We start from the raw sequence: 14,611 nt of genomic DNA, 5'->3' as shown, positions 1-14,611 counted from the left end.
GTTTCCTCCGTGAGGACCTGATCTCTGGGCCCGCAGGCAACCAGGCTCCCGGATTTCAGGATGAAAACGGACCTGCTGTAACGGGCCGTGAGGTTCGCATCGTGTGACGAGACGATTACGGTTTTCCCCCCCTGCGCCAGCTGTGTGAGTATGCCGAATATCTTCACCGTGGTTCTCATGTCCAGGTGAGCCGCAGGCTCGTCAAGGACCATCAGCTCTCCATCCTGCGCAATTGCCCGGGCAAGAAACACCCGCTGTTTCTCCCCCGCCGAGAGCTCCTGCAGGTACCGGTTCCGGAAGGAGGCGATTTCCATCATTTCCATCGCTTTTTCCACCATCTCACGGTCATCGGAGCGGAAGGAGCCGAAGAAACCCCGGTGGGGGAACCTCCCGAGGGAGACGAAGTCAAAAACGGTGAGCGGGAAGTCCGCAGGCACCTCGTCCCCGCCGTAGGAAACCAGAGCGGCCCGCTCCCTTTTCCCGAGGGAAAAGATATTCCTGCCGCTTACCTCCACGTCGCCGGACGACGGCGTGAGTATGCCGCAGATAATTTTAAGGAGCGTCGACTTTCCCGACCCGTTCTCCCCGAGGACGAAGGCCATGTCCCTTTTGTTTACGGCCAAGTTCAGGCCGAAAAAGAGGGGACGCGCCCCGTAGCTGAACGCCACGTTTTTGAGGGAGAACATCGCCTCGCCCATCAGATCCTCCTCCGGAGGATATAGATGAAGAAGGGAGCACCGAAGAGGGCTGTAATCGCGCCGATAGGCATCGCTCCCGCAGCGAGGACCGACCTGGCGATGACATCGGAAACGATGAGGAAAGCGCCACCCAGGAGAAAACTCCCGCAGATGACCCACCCGTGGAGCGATCCCGTAAATTTCCTGACCACGTGGGGTATGATCAGTCCCACGAATCCGATGAGGCCCGAAATGGAAACGACGGCCCCCGTTTGAAACGACACTACCACAAACAGGATCGTCTTGAACCTTTCGACCTCGAGGCCGCTCTGCAGGGCAGTTTCATCGCCCAGAAGCATAAGGTCCAGCCCCCGGGCCATGAGCAGCAAAACGCACGTCGAGACCAGAACGAGCGGGAAAAGGAGCCGAACGCTGCCGGGCGTGGCGTTGGAAAGGTCTCCCATGAGCCAGAACAGCGCACCGGGGATCCTGCCCGGAGGTATGACGGATATCAGCAGGAGAATAATGGCATTCATGAAAGCCGCCACGATTACCCCCGTCAGGATGAGCCTTCCCCTTGACCTCTTCCCGGCGACACCGGCCAGCGCGTAAACGGCAAAAGCCGAAATCGCCGCTCCCAGAAATGCGAAAAGGGGGAGGAAAACACCCCCCGACACGTTCCGGGAAACCATGAAGGAGAGAACCGCACCGACGGCGGCGCCCCCCGATACTCCCAGAATATACGGGTCGGCAAGAGGGTTTCCCAGCACCGTCTGGAATATGGAACCGCACACGGCGAGAGAGCCGCCGGCCAGAAGGGCGAGAATCATCCTCGGTATCCTGAGTTCGAGAACCACCCGTGCTCCCGGGGTCTCGCCCTTTCCGAGGGTAAGAAAGGAGACGATCCCGTTGAGCACCTCACGGGTGCCGACCCGGTAGGGACCAACGAAAAGATAGAGCACCGAGGCAGAGATAAATATGCCCAGGGAGACGAGAAAAAAGATCTTCTGATTCTTGTTCCACATCACCTGGTCCTGTCCAAGATCTCCTCAATTTCACGCATACCCTGAAACAGGCGCGGCCCCGGCCTCGTATAGATATCGGGATCAACGGCGATGATTTGGATCCGCCCCCTTCCCGCTATGTCCCTTATCCTCTTGAGCTGGCCGTCACCCACCTCCCCACCCATCGAGGTTACCGCGAAGATTATATCCGGAGAGAGGGAGAGAATGATCTCAACACCGAGGCGCGGATAGGATATGTCAAAATCCTCGACCACGTTTATTCCCCCGGAAAAAAGGATCATCTCGTTGATAAAGGTGTCCTTCCCGGCAGCGATCATGGGGCTCCGGGAGACGAGAAAGAGAACACGGGGCCCTCCCCCACTTTCCCTTCTCCTGCGCAGCATAAACTCCCCCCTGATAGACTCGATCTTCCCAAACACATCGATGGATCCGCCGGTAAGACATGCGATCTTTTCCATAGAGTCGATAATTTCCTCTATATTCCGTGGATTTATCACAAAGCTGGGTATCGAGGCCGCCTCGAGAAAATCGACAACCCGTCGCGGATTGCCATCTTTCGTTGCGATGATCAGGTCCGGCTCCAGGGAGATAATCTTCTCGACGTCCACGTCACTTATGCCCCCCACCTTCTCAATCTTTTTCGCTTCCTCGGGGTAATTGCAGAACCTCGTTACACCCTTGAGGAGCCCCTGCGCCTTCACGAAAAAGAGGATCTCCGTGATATTCGGGGCAAGAGAGACGATGCGGTAGTAGTTGCCGCAGCGAAACGTCCTGCCGCGAACGTCCACAACGTGTGTATCCCCCCCGGCGTAAGCGACACCGGCAAAGAGACAAAGAGACAAGACGTTGAACCAGGAAATGTATTTTAGCCCTGTCATAGAGCGGCAACCGCCAATAGTGCCCCACATTCCGTCAATGATCCTTCCAGGCGAAGAAGACCCGCAGCAAGCGGTCCGCGCAGGATGGGGACGATTTTTTATTCTAAATCATAGTTTTGGCCATTGCGCCATGTCAACCCGGCGCCACGCCCTTTACAGGGCTGCGGAAAAAGGGTAAACTTACTAAATCAATTTTTCCGGCAAGGGAATGTCTCCAAAAAAGAAGAGGTTCCTCGTACAGTTTCTGCTCAACCTGGCAGCATCGGTATTTATCGGAATATCGGTTTACGGGATCATCATCTACTGGGATCAGCCCAAGAGCGTGTCCCCTCTTATGTCTGTCGGGCTGGGCCTCCTTGCCCTTTTGTGTGTCTTTCTCATCATGTATCTGGGTTCTACGCTGGACAAACTCGACGCCATTATCTCCCAGGATAAAGAAGAGAACAATTAACAGGGCGTCGAAAAACGCGGGAGCAACCAGTCCCCCCCGGGGGTGCTTGTCGATACGTCCCCGGGATTTTTGGCCAGACCAGGTCAGAAATTCATGTGTTCGATGAATTTTTGAGAAAAGCGACTGTTGCCGCCCAGGTGCATCACAGACACCTTTTCGACAAAATCCTTCGCCCTTTTCATGCCCTCCTCCTCCACCAGGGAGAGATAGGCGCCCTTCAGGGAGGTGTTTCCCGCCTTGATGACCTTTTCCCGGAACTCGGGCGGAAAAATTCCCGCCCTGATCAGGTCATGCTCCTCCGTTTCTTTCCCGAAAGCCCCCGACACATAAACCCTTTCCACATCGATGGGATCAAGGCCAAGCTCCTCGAGGGCGGTCTCGAGGGCTGCCCGTATCGCCCCTTTCGCTACCTGGAAGTTCCTCACGTCACGCTGGCCCAGGTACACGGGTCTGCCTCCCCTTCCGGGTATATACAGGACAAAGGCCCCTTCCCCGTCGATTTCGGCGAGCCGCCAGACCAGGGACTGCGGGGCTATCCCCCGTGCCTCGGCGGGAGACAGCAGCCTCCCGTCGGGGGTGAGGAGCTCAAGGGAGAGAAGGAGTGATACGAGCGATACGATGCCGCTTCCCGATATGCCATCGGGTTCCCCCTCCCCGACGACGTTGAGCAGGAGCTCTTTGTCGAAGGAACACCCCGTTACGGCCCCCGCAACGGCGAGTTTCCCGCACTTCATCTCGGCCCCTTCAAAAGCCCCGCCGCTGGGAGCGGAGGCGGCAATCCATCTCTTGCCCTTTCGAAGGAGGACCTCGGTGTTGGTCCCGATATCGATGAGTAGAGCCGGTGCCCCGATCTCGTCCAGGGAGAGGGAAATGACTCCGGCCACGAGGTCTCCCCCGATGAATGCCCCCGGTGCGGGATAGATGAGGACACACCCCTTTTCGCTCATCGACAGGGGGATGGAGTCGGAAAGCAACAGGGTATCGGTGAGGGGTGGGCTGAAAGGGAACGCCGAGAGGCCCTTCAGTGACTTCCCCAGGAGGGAGTGAACGATGAATACATTCCCCGACAGGGCGCAGGCAACGACATTTTCCCCCGCCGCACCCGCCCGGGCTATAAGGCCTGCTGTTGCCCTGTCGATGCTCGCGATGAGGGCCTTCCTGAGGTTTTCCCTGTTCCCGTCGCTTTTGACACCGTATGAGATTCTCGAGATGATATCCGTTCCGGCACTGGCCTGGCGGTTCATCTCCCGCGCCTCTCCCTTCACCGTTCCCTCTTTCAGGTCCACGAGGATGGCCTCTATCGTCGTTGTCCCCGCATCCACGGCCACCCCCAGAACGGGGTCCGGAACTTTCCCCAGAAATACCCTTTGCTCTCCGGCCTTGAAAACGTAATTCCCCTCCTCGATCGACTGGAGGGTAAAGGAAGGCCTTTCAAAACCGGGATCTGCGGTCCAGCCGGCAGGGATCGGCAAGCCCTCGGTCAAGACCTCGATCTCCAGGTCTTCACCGATTGTCGTCCTGCAGGCCAGTCGAAGCCCGGCCCCGGTTCCCTCATCACCCAGGATCCTCTTTTCCACCTCCCCGGGATCGCCGGCACCCCGGAGGATTTTGACGAGACACCGCCCGCAAAACCCCCTCCCGGAGCAGAGGGTCTCGATGAACACACCGTTTTCAAGGAGCACGTCGGTGAGCGACATCCCCTCTCTCGCCTCAACTTCTCTTCCGCCGGGATAAATTTTGACTCTTACGGCCATTACCTGTTTCTTTCGACGATATACCGTGTGAGGGAGACCAGGGCTTTCTTGGCCTTCGAGGAGGGTATCCCTTTGAGATAGGTGACTGCCTTCTCAACGAAAAAACGGGCCCTTTCTCGCGAGTAATCGATCCCGCCATTGCCGATGACCGTATCAATGATCCCATCGAGAACTCTGGCGGTCTTTTCTCTTCTGAGAAGCCCGACTATTTTTGCCCGGTCTTTCCGGGAGCAGGTGGAAAGGGTGTGTATGAGGGGGAGGGTTACCTTTCCTTCGATGAGGTCCTGCCCTCTTTTCTTTCCCGTCTCCCCTTCGTAGCCGAGATAATCGATTATGTCGTCCATGAGCTGAAACGCTATCCCCGCGTTTTTCCCGTATTCATACAGGGATCTTCTCGTTTTCCCGTCGCCCCTGGCTATGACGGCGGCGGTTTCACTCGCCGCCGATATGAGGGAAGCCGTCTTGTTGAACACGATCTCGAGATAGGCCTCCTCCGAGATATCGGGGGATGAGCTGCTGGTCAACTGGAGTACCTCTCCCTCGGACAGCTGGACCAGGGTCCTGGAGAAGATCCCGAGAAGATCGAGATCCCCGTCCTTTACCATGATTTCCGAAGCCCTTGCGAAGAGAAAATCACCGACGAGGATGCTTATCTTGTTGCCGAACAGAGAGTTGGCGCTCTCCTTCCCCCTTCTCATCGGCGCGTTGTCGACGACGTCGTCGTGAAGCAGAGAGGCGGTATGCATGTACTCGGTTACACAGGCAAAATCGATCGCCCTCCGGCCGCGGTACCCGAGGGCGCGCGCGCACAAAAGGAGTATCGCGGGCCTGAACCGTTTTCCTCCGGATATGGTTATGTATTCTCCCACCAGGGGTACGAGGGCGGCATTTGAGGCAAGGTTGTCCATCAGGGCCTTTTCGACCCTTTCCATGTCGGATCCTATGTAGGCGTACGCATCGCGAACATTCATCTTCGTAAACTCTCAGAGATAGTATATGGCAAATACCACCACTGTCAATTGACCTCCTCCCGGCCCCCCGGCCTGAAACCTTTTCCGATCAGGTAAATTTCGAAGGACTCTTTCCGCGTCGCACCGGGCCGCAGCCGCGAAGCGGATTCGAAGAGCTTTTTCATCTCACGCAAGAGCTCCCCGGTATCGGGACCGTCGAAGACCTTCACGAGAAAATTCCCCCCCCGCCTGAGAACTTTGGCGGCAAACTCAAGGACACCCGCAACCAGGTCCACGGACCTTGCATGGTCAGTAAACTTGACTCCCGTCGTATTCGGAGCGGCATCGGAGATCACCGCGTCGACCTTTCCACCGGCGAGCTTGAGGACATACTCAGCACAGCCATCATCCATGACGTCACGGTTTAAGAACTGGAAGTTATCGCTCCGTATGGCGCAATCGTCGAGGATATCGATGCCGATAACCTTTCCCTTCGCGCCGACAGCTTCAAGCGCGACCTGGGACCAGCCTCCCGGACTGCACCCCACATCTACCAGCACGTCCCCCCTCTTGATTATTTTGGCTTTTGAATTTACCTGGATGAGTTTATAGGCCGCGCGGGAAAGGTACCCTTCACCCTTTGCTTTCCGGTAATAATGGTCTTTCCTCCTGTACTTGCTCACTTTCCCTCACACCCAATTTTCCTCCGGGCATCCGCAAAATCCCACTCCTCCCCGCGGTTGTGGCACCTTCTGCAATCTTTCTCCCCGGGGACAGTGAGCTCTTTGCCCGGATGTCCCTCGCCGGGACCGTGGCACTCCTCACACCCCACTCCCTCGAGTTCACTCCTTTTGTCCCCGAGGGGGCGATACCCCCCTTCCCCGAACCCGGTCGTGTGGCACACCAGGCAATCGGGGTTCATCTCCTCCCCCCTGGCGGCGAGGGTCCCAAAGGCCCGTGAATGGGCCCTCGACAACCACCGCCTGCTCCGCTCGGCGTGGCAATCTCTGCAGTAGGAAAATCCCCGGTACCCGCCATCACCCGGGAAATCATGCCGCAGGCTCCTGATTTTTTCCCTGTATGCAGAAAGGAGCGCTTCCATCTTTTCTTCCCCGGCTACGCCTTCGTCAAGGGATAACCTTTCAAAACGCACCCCTGCTTCCTTATCCCTGCTCACCATGTCGACATCTCGGCTTTCGGGGGGAAGAGAGTACGCCGGAGAGGGGGCGTTGGCCCCGGCCTTAGCCCGGAGCGTGACTTTCCCCACATACCTCCCCCGGTCAGGCAGGGAGAGGATGACACTCTTGCCCTCCACAACGGGGTTGCCCCGGGGCCCTGCGTGTGCGCTCAAAAAAACCGCGGGAGTGGCGAGGGACCGCGCGAGCAGCCTCTCTTTTCTCTCCGGCATGTGGCTGACAATGACGAAAAGATCAGCCTCCCCCCCCCTCTCTTTCCACAGATTTTCCAGCTCCTCCCGGGGCTCTCTCGCCTCTATGCCGGACCAGGTCCTGTACTCATCCTTTATGAATTCCTCGGCTATCACGCCCGTTACCAGAATATCGACGCCCGACTTCCTGATCTTCTTCGAACCCTTGAATATTCTTTCGCCCTGCCTGTAGAGGTTGAGCTGTACCGCCTCGATACCCACCACACGGCATAACGCGTCAAGCGTCCCGATCCCGACTTTGAGGTCGAGCTCACCGGGGACGAAGAGATCGTAACCCATCGCCTTCAAGCCTGCAAAAAAGGTCTCCCCTTTCAGGGTAAGGTGCGCAAGAGAAGTGTTTTTCTTCCGGTCGGGCGAGTAGAGCATATCTCCCCCATCGACGAGGAGGTAGCCGCCTCCCTTTTCCCTTTCCCGGTCCAGGACCGTTTTTCTCCTGGCGAGACCGCCAAGACGACCCTCCTTTCACCCGCAGGGGTAAAGCTCCCCCTGAACGCTCTGGGTAAAAAGGATGGTGAGATCCTGGCTCTTCCCGGCACAAACCTGAGAGAAAAGAAAGAGAGAAAGGGATATGAAAACAATGTTCAAACGTCTCATCCAAAAATCTCCGAAAGCTTTCTCACGTTGCGGACGGGAAGCAGTTCCACTCCATTCACGCTCTTGTGGGAGGACTCGTGCTGGGTGTCGGGCACAAGGATCCTCGAAAATCCCATCCTGACGGCCTCCCCGATCCTCTGGGCGGGTAGCTGAACACCCCTCACCTCGCCGCCCAGGCCGACCTCGCCAAATGCGGTCACGTTCTGCGGCACGGGAACCTCGAGGACCCCGGAGAGCAAGGCGAGCACAACGGCAAGATCCGACCCCGTCTCATCTATCTTGAACCCCCCTGCCACGTTCAGATAGATGTCTGCGTTGAACAGTTTCACCCCGCAATGCTTCTCGACGATGGTCGAAAGAATCTGGGACCGGGACAGGTCGAGCCCCACCACCACCCTTCGCGGCACGGGGAGGTAGGTTTTGGCAACCAGGGCCTGGACTTCGATCATTATCGTCCGTGAACCGTGGAGGGCGGGATACACCACCATGCCCGGAATCTCGCCATGATTCCGTCCCGAGAAGACTCCCGACGGGTCTGGTACCTCCTTCAGGCCATCCTCCTTCATCTCGAAAATGCCCACTTCCGATACGGAGCCGAACCTGTTTTTCACGGATCTGAGTATCCGGTACTGGTGGCCCTTGTCCCCCTCGAAATAGAGCACCACGTCGACCATGTGCTCCAGAAGCTTCGGTCCCGCTATCGCCCCTTCCTTGGTAACGTGCCCCACCAGGAGCAGGGGTATCCCCCGCACCTTCGCATGATTGATGAGGAGAGCCGATGACTCCCTGACCTGCGACACCGAGCCGGGAACCCCCTGGGCAAAATCGGTAAAAAGGGTCTGTATGGAATCTACCACCACCATCTTCGGGTTCAGCTTCTCCATGACGGCGGTGATCGCCTCGACGTTGGTCTCGGAGAGGAAGTAGAGGATATCCCCCCTGACGCGCAGCCTCTTCGCCCGCATCTTCACCTGCCTCTCCGACTCCTCGCCGGAGACGTAGAGGACGCTGTGCCCCTTTTCCTCGAGGGCCGATGATGCCTGGAGCAGGAGGGTCGACTTTCCGATTCCCGGGTCCCCCGCAACGAGGATGCAGGTACCCCGTACCAGGCCGCCTCCCAGGACCCTGTCGAACTCTTGAATGGTGGAATTGAGCCTATCGGCTTCCTCAACGGGTATGTTCGCCAGAGGAGCCGCTTTCCCCCCCGAGGCGCTTCTTCTCGGCTGGCTCTTTCCGGCCTTTACCGCATCAACCTCATGCAGGCTTCCCCACGTCTCACACTGCGGGCACCTGCCGAGCCAGCCAGGCGAAACGTACCCGCACTCAACGCACTCGAAATTTACTTTTCTTCTCGCCAAGCCCGATCCACCTCTCTTAACAGCTCCGGAATCGCCACGGTTCCCCCCGCGGTGATCCTCTTTATATCCTCATACTCGGGAACCGCCCGTTTCCATCCGTCGGGATACTCGATGACTTTTACGGCCACAGGACCATAGGAGGTCTTAATATTTTCGACAGACCTTTTGAGCTTTACCCTTCCCGCCTCGGTAATCCTGACACCCGTCGTCGGGGTGACCGAGAACAGCGCCGACAGGGCCCCGCCGATATTCTGCTCCCCCACGGTGGCGGTAAAGAGCCATCCCGGCCTGTTTTTCTTCATCTGAACCGGGGTTACGTAGAAGTCGAGCGCTCCCATCTCGAACATCCTCTCCATGAGGATCTCCACGTGCTGGGGATTCATATCATCGACGTTCGTTTCCATGATAACGGCCCGGTCTCCTGACGGGGAGAACAGCGCCTCTCCCCGGATTACGCGAAGAACGTTCGGCCTTTCCGGTATTACCATGCGGCCGATCCCGTATCCCGTGCCGGTAACGGTGAAGGATGGCGCCGGTTGAAACTTCGCTCCTGCAGAAACGATGAGCGCCGCGCCCGTCGGCGTAACAGCCTCCCCCTGAAACTCGGCCTCCCGCAACACCGCCCCCGTCCCCTTCAACAGTTCAAGCGTGGCGGGAGCAGGGACAGGGTAAGTTCCGTGATCCGTTTTAATGGACCCCCGCCCCGGCGGCAGATCCGAGCAGTAGACGAGATCGGGTTTCAAAAGGTTAAGGTAAGAGAAAAAGGTGGCGATATCCACGATCGAGTCTACCGCACCGACCTCATGAAAATGCACTTCCCCGGGGGAAACTCCGTGGATGACCGATTCCGCATGTGCAAGGCGCCTGAACGCCTCGATGGAGCCGGCAACCACCTCCTCCGGGAGCTTCGAATCCTCGAAGAGGGATCTGATGACCTCCAGGTTTCGGGGGACCGCGTCCCGGGAGCTCGTGGTTACTTGGAAGCCCTTTCCCGAAATCCCCGAAGAGGTTCTATCGACGACATCGACACTGACGCCCCGGAGGCCAAGATCCCGTGCCACCTGCGCACCCACATCCTCGCGTCCCGAAAGGTCGGCAAGGGCCGCGCAGGCCATGTCGCCGCTTATGCCGGAGAAACAGTCGAAGAAGAGGATACTCTTTCCCGAGTATATTCTATTCAATGGTAATCCAGCCACGCTCCCTGATGGAGTTTAAAAATTCGACCACATCACCCTTCATCTCTTCCGAGTCGACCTCGAAGATCTCTGCAATTTCTTTCACGATAGTATCCACCGCGGCAATCCCGTTTATCCTGAGCCATATTTCCGCTCCCACCAGGTTGAGCTGGTGGATCGAATTTCCGGCCATGAGAGTGAGCACGCCGATATCCTCGTAATCTCCCCCTCTTTTCGCCTCCTCTCTTGCATTCTCGTACAAACCCTTCTCCAGCCGCCAGTTTACTTCAGGATTTCGCTTCGGCTTCATTGTTCCTCCCCTCCCTGTTATTCAGGAGCGTGGAAAAGTAGGCGGCGCCGAAACCGTTGTCGATGTTTACCACGACGACGCCGGGAGCGCACGAATTCAGCATTCCCAGGAGGGCGGTTATCCCCCCGAAGGACGCCCCGTATCCGACGCTGGTTGGCACGGCGATGACCGGTTTTCCCGAAACACCCCCGACGACCGAGGCGAGCGCCCCTTCCATGCCCGCAACCACGATAATGATACCGGCCCTGTCTATAGCGTTTTTATTGTAAAACAACCGGTGGATTCCCGCGACACCCACGTCGTATACCCTGTCGACCCTGTTTCCGAAAAACTCAGCTGTAATGGCTGCTTCCTCCGCAACGGCCATATCAGAAGTGCCGGCAGAAACGACGAGGATGGGGGCTGCATCGTCCCGCACCTCGACGCCGGTCCCGATGGTGACCACACGTCCCTCTTTCCGGTACCGCGCCCCGTCCATTCCCCGCTCTATCAGCAAGCCCTTATCCTCAGAAACCCTCGTTACGAGTACTTTTCCGCTCTTTTCAAAAATTTTTTTCGCAATGGCCATGATCTGGTCCGCCGTCTTTCCCTCACCGTACACGACCTCGGGGATACCTGCCCGCAATTCCCGGTGGTGGTCGATGGTGGCAAAGTCGATGCTCTCGTAGACGAAGAGACGCATTCTCTCAACGGCGTCCCGTGCAGTCAAGCTGCCCTTCGTGTACCCGTCGAGAATCTTTTCAATCTCCTTCTCGATCCCCTTCATCGACCCTCCTGATTCTCACGAGATCTATCGTTTTCTCCGAGGTTCCAACGACCTTTATCTCGATACCTTCATCCTGGATAATTTCTCCCGGACGTGGAATACATCCGCATTTATCCATTATATATCCGGAAATGGTTTGAAAGTCTCCTCTTGTGAATTCCACACGAAGGAGGCCTTCGACCACGTCGATGGGGGCTTTCCCCGACACCACGTAAACGCCCTCGGCCTCCTTGCGGGAATAGAACTTGGATTTGTCGAACTCGTCCTCTATCTCACCCACCACCTCTTCGAGTATATCTTCAATGGTGATGATACCGGTCACACCGCCATGTTCGTCCACCACGATGCCCAGGGGCATGCTCTCTTTCTTGAGAAGTTCCAGCAATTCGTCGATGGGAGCAGACTCGGGCACAAACAGGGCCTTCCGCATGATGGACGAAACGGGTTGATCGATGGATTCGACGGTGAACGCGTCGAGTATATTGATGAAACCCATGACGTTGTCGGTCCTGCCGCTGAAAACCGGGTACCGTGAAAATCCCCTGACCGATGCGACCTTGACGGCTTCCCTGATCGGCCTGTCTTCCCTGAATACTATGACATCGATGAGCGGGACCATGACGTCTTTCACTTTCTTTTCCGAGTATTCGAAAACCCTCCCGACCATCTTCTGTTCCAGTTCCTCAACATCCTCACCCCTTTTGTACTTGGTGGCCATATGAATCAGTTCCTCCCTCGTCACCCCCAGCTTCGCCGGTACGTCCACTTTGAAAACCCTGAGAAAAACCTCAGATAAGGATGATACGAGTGCAACAACGGGAGCAAATATATAGCTGAAAAAGTGAAGAAAGTATATGGCAAAGGGAGCCAGTCTTCGGGCGTGAGCCTGAAATATCGATTTCGGCAATATCTCTCCGAAGATCGAAACGAGAGGGACCAAAAGTGCAACCGACAGGATCTCACCATATTTTCCGAACCTGGATATGAAAAACGTAGTCACAAGAATCGTGTTCGCCACGACGGCCATATCCGTGCCTGTCAGGGAGGTCGCAAAGACCTTTTCCGGTTTTTCCAGTTTGTCCAGGGCTAACCGGGCATAGCGCTTCCCCTTTCCCGCCTCGTCCTTCAAAAAAGACCGGTCCACGGATATTATTGCGATCTCCGACCCGGTGAAGAGCCCTTCGATAAAGAGGAACAGTATTATCAGGGCGATACTCTCAAACCCCATCATCCCCTCCCTCTGCTTGCATCTTCAGGACTTTCACGTCGAGGATTCGTATTCCCTTGAGCTTTTCGACAGTGAATTCAATATCGCCGTAGAATACCTTCTCCCCCCGTTTGGGCAGGTATCCGAACAGGTGGAGGATAAAGCCGGCGATGGTTTCAAACTCTTCATCTTCGATCTCCGTGCTGAAAATCTGATTGAACTTATCGATTGCCATCTTGCCGCTGATGACCTTCGTCATCTCATCGATATTCCGTAATTCGTCTTCTTCCCTGTCGTATTCGTCCCGTATTTCTCCGAACAGCTCCTCGAGGATATCCTCCATCGTCGCGATTCCCGAAACGTCACCGAACTCATCGATGATGACGGACATGTGAGTCTTCCTTTTTCTCAGGTCGCTCAAAAGATCGGAAAGTCTCTTCGTCTCGGGGACGAAATAGGGCTCGCGCAGATACTGGTGCCAGTCCACATCCGTTGTCTGGTCTTCGGCGTGTTCCAGAATCTCCTTGAAATAGAGAATTCCGATGATGTTGTTTCTCTCGTCCCTGTATACCGGTATCCGTGAGTGGCGGTATAACTTTATCTGAGAAACGACATCGACGAATCGTGCCGACGACTCGATCATGAACACGTCGTTGACCGGTGTCATAACTTCGTATGCAGTCTTGTCTCCGAGATCGAATATATTGTGTATCAGGGACGATTCCGTGTGGTCCAGCTCGCCAATTTTCTCTCCCTCGTCAACGAGGGTCCTGAACTTGCTCTCGGAAAAATAGAGAAGGTCTTCCGATTCTTTGAACCCGAAGAGGAAGAGAAACCCCCCTGCTATTTTCTCAACGAGATATCGAAAGGGGCCGATGATCCTCATAAAATACTTGAGGGGGAAGGAGGCAAATTTCACGTATTTGGATGAATGGGCAAAGGCGATGCTCTTGGGGATGAGGTCGCCGAATATCAAGATGGCGAATGTCGATATGATGAGCGAGTATATTTCACTGCCCGTGTAAAGGGCCCGGGTAAACAGACCGGTGATAATCGATGAGATTGCAATGTTCGCTATCTCGCCCCCGATCAGGATTGTGATGATGAGGCGCCGCGGATCAGCCCGCAGATATGAGATCCGGGAATAATGGGACGGGCCCGTTTCCTTAATTATGTTCAACTCCGGCACGGAGACGGAAAAAAAGGCCGTCTCCGAGGCAGAGAAAAAGGCCGACATGGCAAAAAGAATGAGAAGAAAAAAGAGCTCGTTCAATGATCCTGGTTCCCCTTCGCGGCAAAATGTTCGAAAAAGGGCCTGGCACGTCGAGTCAACTTCACCTCGCCACCTCGTTTTTTCACGTGGATCCCCTTTCGTCTCTCGATCCGCCCTATCCGGTAGAGCTTGTTTTTTCCGGGCCACTTCTCAAGTGCTTTCTCTCTCTCCGGGCTTACCGTGAAAAGGAGATGATAATCCTCGCCCCCGAAGAGGGCAGCGTCCTCCCATGGGTGGCCCAGGCGAAGGCAGAGCGTTTTCACCCCTTCGGGCACCGGCACTTCCGACAGGTCGATCGTGGCGCCCGCCCCCGTATATTCCAGCACGTGTCCGAGGTCGACGAATATGCCGTCGCTGGTGTCGATCATGGCGTTGGCCAGGCCCCGGTCGCCAAGAAAGCAGCCAAGATCGATGTCCACGCGGGGCCTCAGATGCCGGGATACGGCCATCCTTTCGGCCCGGGAGCCACCCCTTCCGCGCCCTGCGCCCCTTTGAAGCAGTGACATGCCCAGGTGTGACAGCCCGGGGATTCCCGATATGTAGATGTGGTCCCCGACCTTTGCTCCTTTCCTCGTGACAGGCGTTTTGCCGACAACGCCAAGCAGGGTAACGGAGATCACGCACTTTTCCGCCCTGACCGTGTCTCCCCCGCCAAGCGCAACGCCGTACCTTCTGAGGACCCTTTTCAGCCCCCGCGCGAAAGCCCGCACAAAAGGAGCCTCAACAGACTTCGGCAAACCAAGGGC

The 14,611-nt window shown here is 56.5% G+C and carries 15 protein-coding genes; 1 reads left to right on the top strand and 14 read right to left on the bottom strand.

What is annotated here, in order from left to right; translation table 11 throughout:
- The 3 genes from GTN70_09150 to GTN70_09140 form a co-directional block, all read right to left on the bottom strand.
- A partial coding sequence (locus tag GTN70_09150) for an ATP-binding cassette domain-containing protein (GenBank protein ID NIO17151.1) occupies nt 1-698 on the bottom strand: 698 nt, incomplete at its 3' end.
- Nucleotides 698-1,705, bottom strand: coding sequence for an iron chelate uptake ABC transporter family permease subunit (locus tag GTN70_09145; GenBank protein ID NIO17150.1), 1,008 nt, complete (start codon nt 1,703-1,705; stop codon nt 698-700). The genes GTN70_09150 and GTN70_09145, both read right to left, overlap by 1 nt.
- The gene (locus GTN70_09140) at nt 1,702-2,580 is read right to left on the bottom strand and encodes an ABC transporter substrate-binding protein (protein NIO17149.1); all 879 of its coding nucleotides are present in this window, start codon (nt 2,578-2,580) and stop codon (nt 1,702-1,704) included. The genes GTN70_09145 and GTN70_09140 overlap by 4 nt, the downstream gene beginning before the upstream one ends.
- 208 nt (nt 2,581-2,788) lie before the next feature.
- On the opposite strand from GTN70_09140, the gene GTN70_09135 reads away from it, so the two are divergent.
- Nucleotides 2,789-3,031: a hypothetical protein gene (locus tag GTN70_09135; GenBank protein NIO17148.1), complete on the top strand. Its 243-nt coding sequence runs from the start codon at nt 2,789-2,791 to the stop codon at nt 3,029-3,031.
- Between the two features lie 83 nt (nt 3,032-3,114).
- Here the strand turns inward: GTN70_09135 and GTN70_09130 are convergent, their stop codons facing one another.
- The 11 genes from GTN70_09130 to GTN70_09080 all read right to left on the bottom strand — a co-directional run.
- Nucleotides 3,115-4,785: a DUF4445 domain-containing protein gene (locus tag GTN70_09130; GenBank protein NIO17147.1), complete on the bottom strand. Its 1,671-nt coding sequence runs from the start codon at nt 4,783-4,785 to the stop codon at nt 3,115-3,117.
- Nucleotides 4,785-5,756, bottom strand: a complete 972-nt coding sequence (locus GTN70_09125; protein ID NIO17146.1) for an octaprenyl diphosphate synthase — start codon at nt 5,754-5,756, stop codon at nt 4,785-4,787. Before GTN70_09125 ends, GTN70_09130 begins: the two co-directional genes overlap by 1 nt.
- A gap of 44 nt (nt 5,757-5,800) precedes the next feature.
- The gene (locus tag GTN70_09120; protein ID NIO17145.1) at nt 5,801-6,418 is read right to left on the bottom strand and encodes an RlmE family RNA methyltransferase; all 618 of its coding nucleotides are present in this window, start codon (nt 6,416-6,418) and stop codon (nt 5,801-5,803) included.
- A complete protein-coding gene (locus GTN70_09115; GenBank protein ID NIO17144.1) occupies nt 6,415-7,548 on the bottom strand; it encodes a hypothetical protein in 1,134 nt (377 codons plus the stop codon). Before GTN70_09115 ends, GTN70_09120 begins: the two co-directional genes overlap by 4 nt.
- Nucleotides 7,549-7,772: 224 nt before the next feature.
- Nucleotides 7,773-9,134, bottom strand: a complete 1,362-nt coding sequence (gene radA, locus GTN70_09110) for a DNA repair protein RadA (protein NIO17143.1) — start codon at nt 9,132-9,134, stop codon at nt 7,773-7,775.
- A complete protein-coding gene (gene larC, locus GTN70_09105; protein NIO17142.1) occupies nt 9,116-10,315 on the bottom strand; it encodes a nickel pincer cofactor biosynthesis protein LarC in 1,200 nt (399 codons plus the stop codon). Before larC ends, radA begins: the two co-directional genes overlap by 19 nt.
- Nucleotides 10,308-10,619, bottom strand: coding sequence for a PqqD family peptide modification chaperone (locus tag GTN70_09100; GenBank protein ID NIO17141.1), 312 nt, complete (start codon nt 10,617-10,619; stop codon nt 10,308-10,310). The genes larC and GTN70_09100 overlap by 8 nt, the downstream gene beginning before the upstream one ends.
- Entirely contained in the window at nt 10,597-11,385 is a 789-nt protein-coding gene (gene larB, locus GTN70_09095) for a nickel pincer cofactor biosynthesis protein LarB (protein ID NIO17140.1), read from the bottom strand. The genes GTN70_09100 and larB overlap by 23 nt, the downstream gene beginning before the upstream one ends.
- Nucleotides 11,360-12,613: a DUF21 domain-containing protein gene (locus GTN70_09090; protein ID NIO17139.1), complete on the bottom strand. Its 1,254-nt coding sequence runs from the start codon at nt 12,611-12,613 to the stop codon at nt 11,360-11,362. Before GTN70_09090 ends, larB begins: the two co-directional genes overlap by 26 nt.
- Nucleotides 12,603-13,865 carry a DUF21 domain-containing protein gene (locus tag GTN70_09085; protein NIO17138.1) on the bottom strand — a complete coding sequence of 421 codons (1,263 nt, stop codon included), beginning with the start codon at nt 13,863-13,865 and terminating at the stop codon, nt 12,603-12,605. Before GTN70_09085 ends, GTN70_09090 begins: the two co-directional genes overlap by 11 nt.
- Nucleotides 13,862-14,611 (bottom strand): hypothetical protein (locus tag GTN70_09080; protein ID NIO17137.1); only part of this gene is annotated, 750 nt, incomplete at its 5' end. The genes GTN70_09085 and GTN70_09080, both read right to left, overlap by 4 nt.

It is taken from the genome of Deltaproteobacteria bacterium (assembly GCA_011773515.1).
Classification (GTDB): domain Bacteria; phylum Desulfobacterota; class Deferrimicrobia; order J040; family J040; genus WVXK01.
The sequence above is the reverse complement of the archived record's forward strand: the minus strand, read 5'-3'. Positions and strand labels throughout refer to the sequence as shown.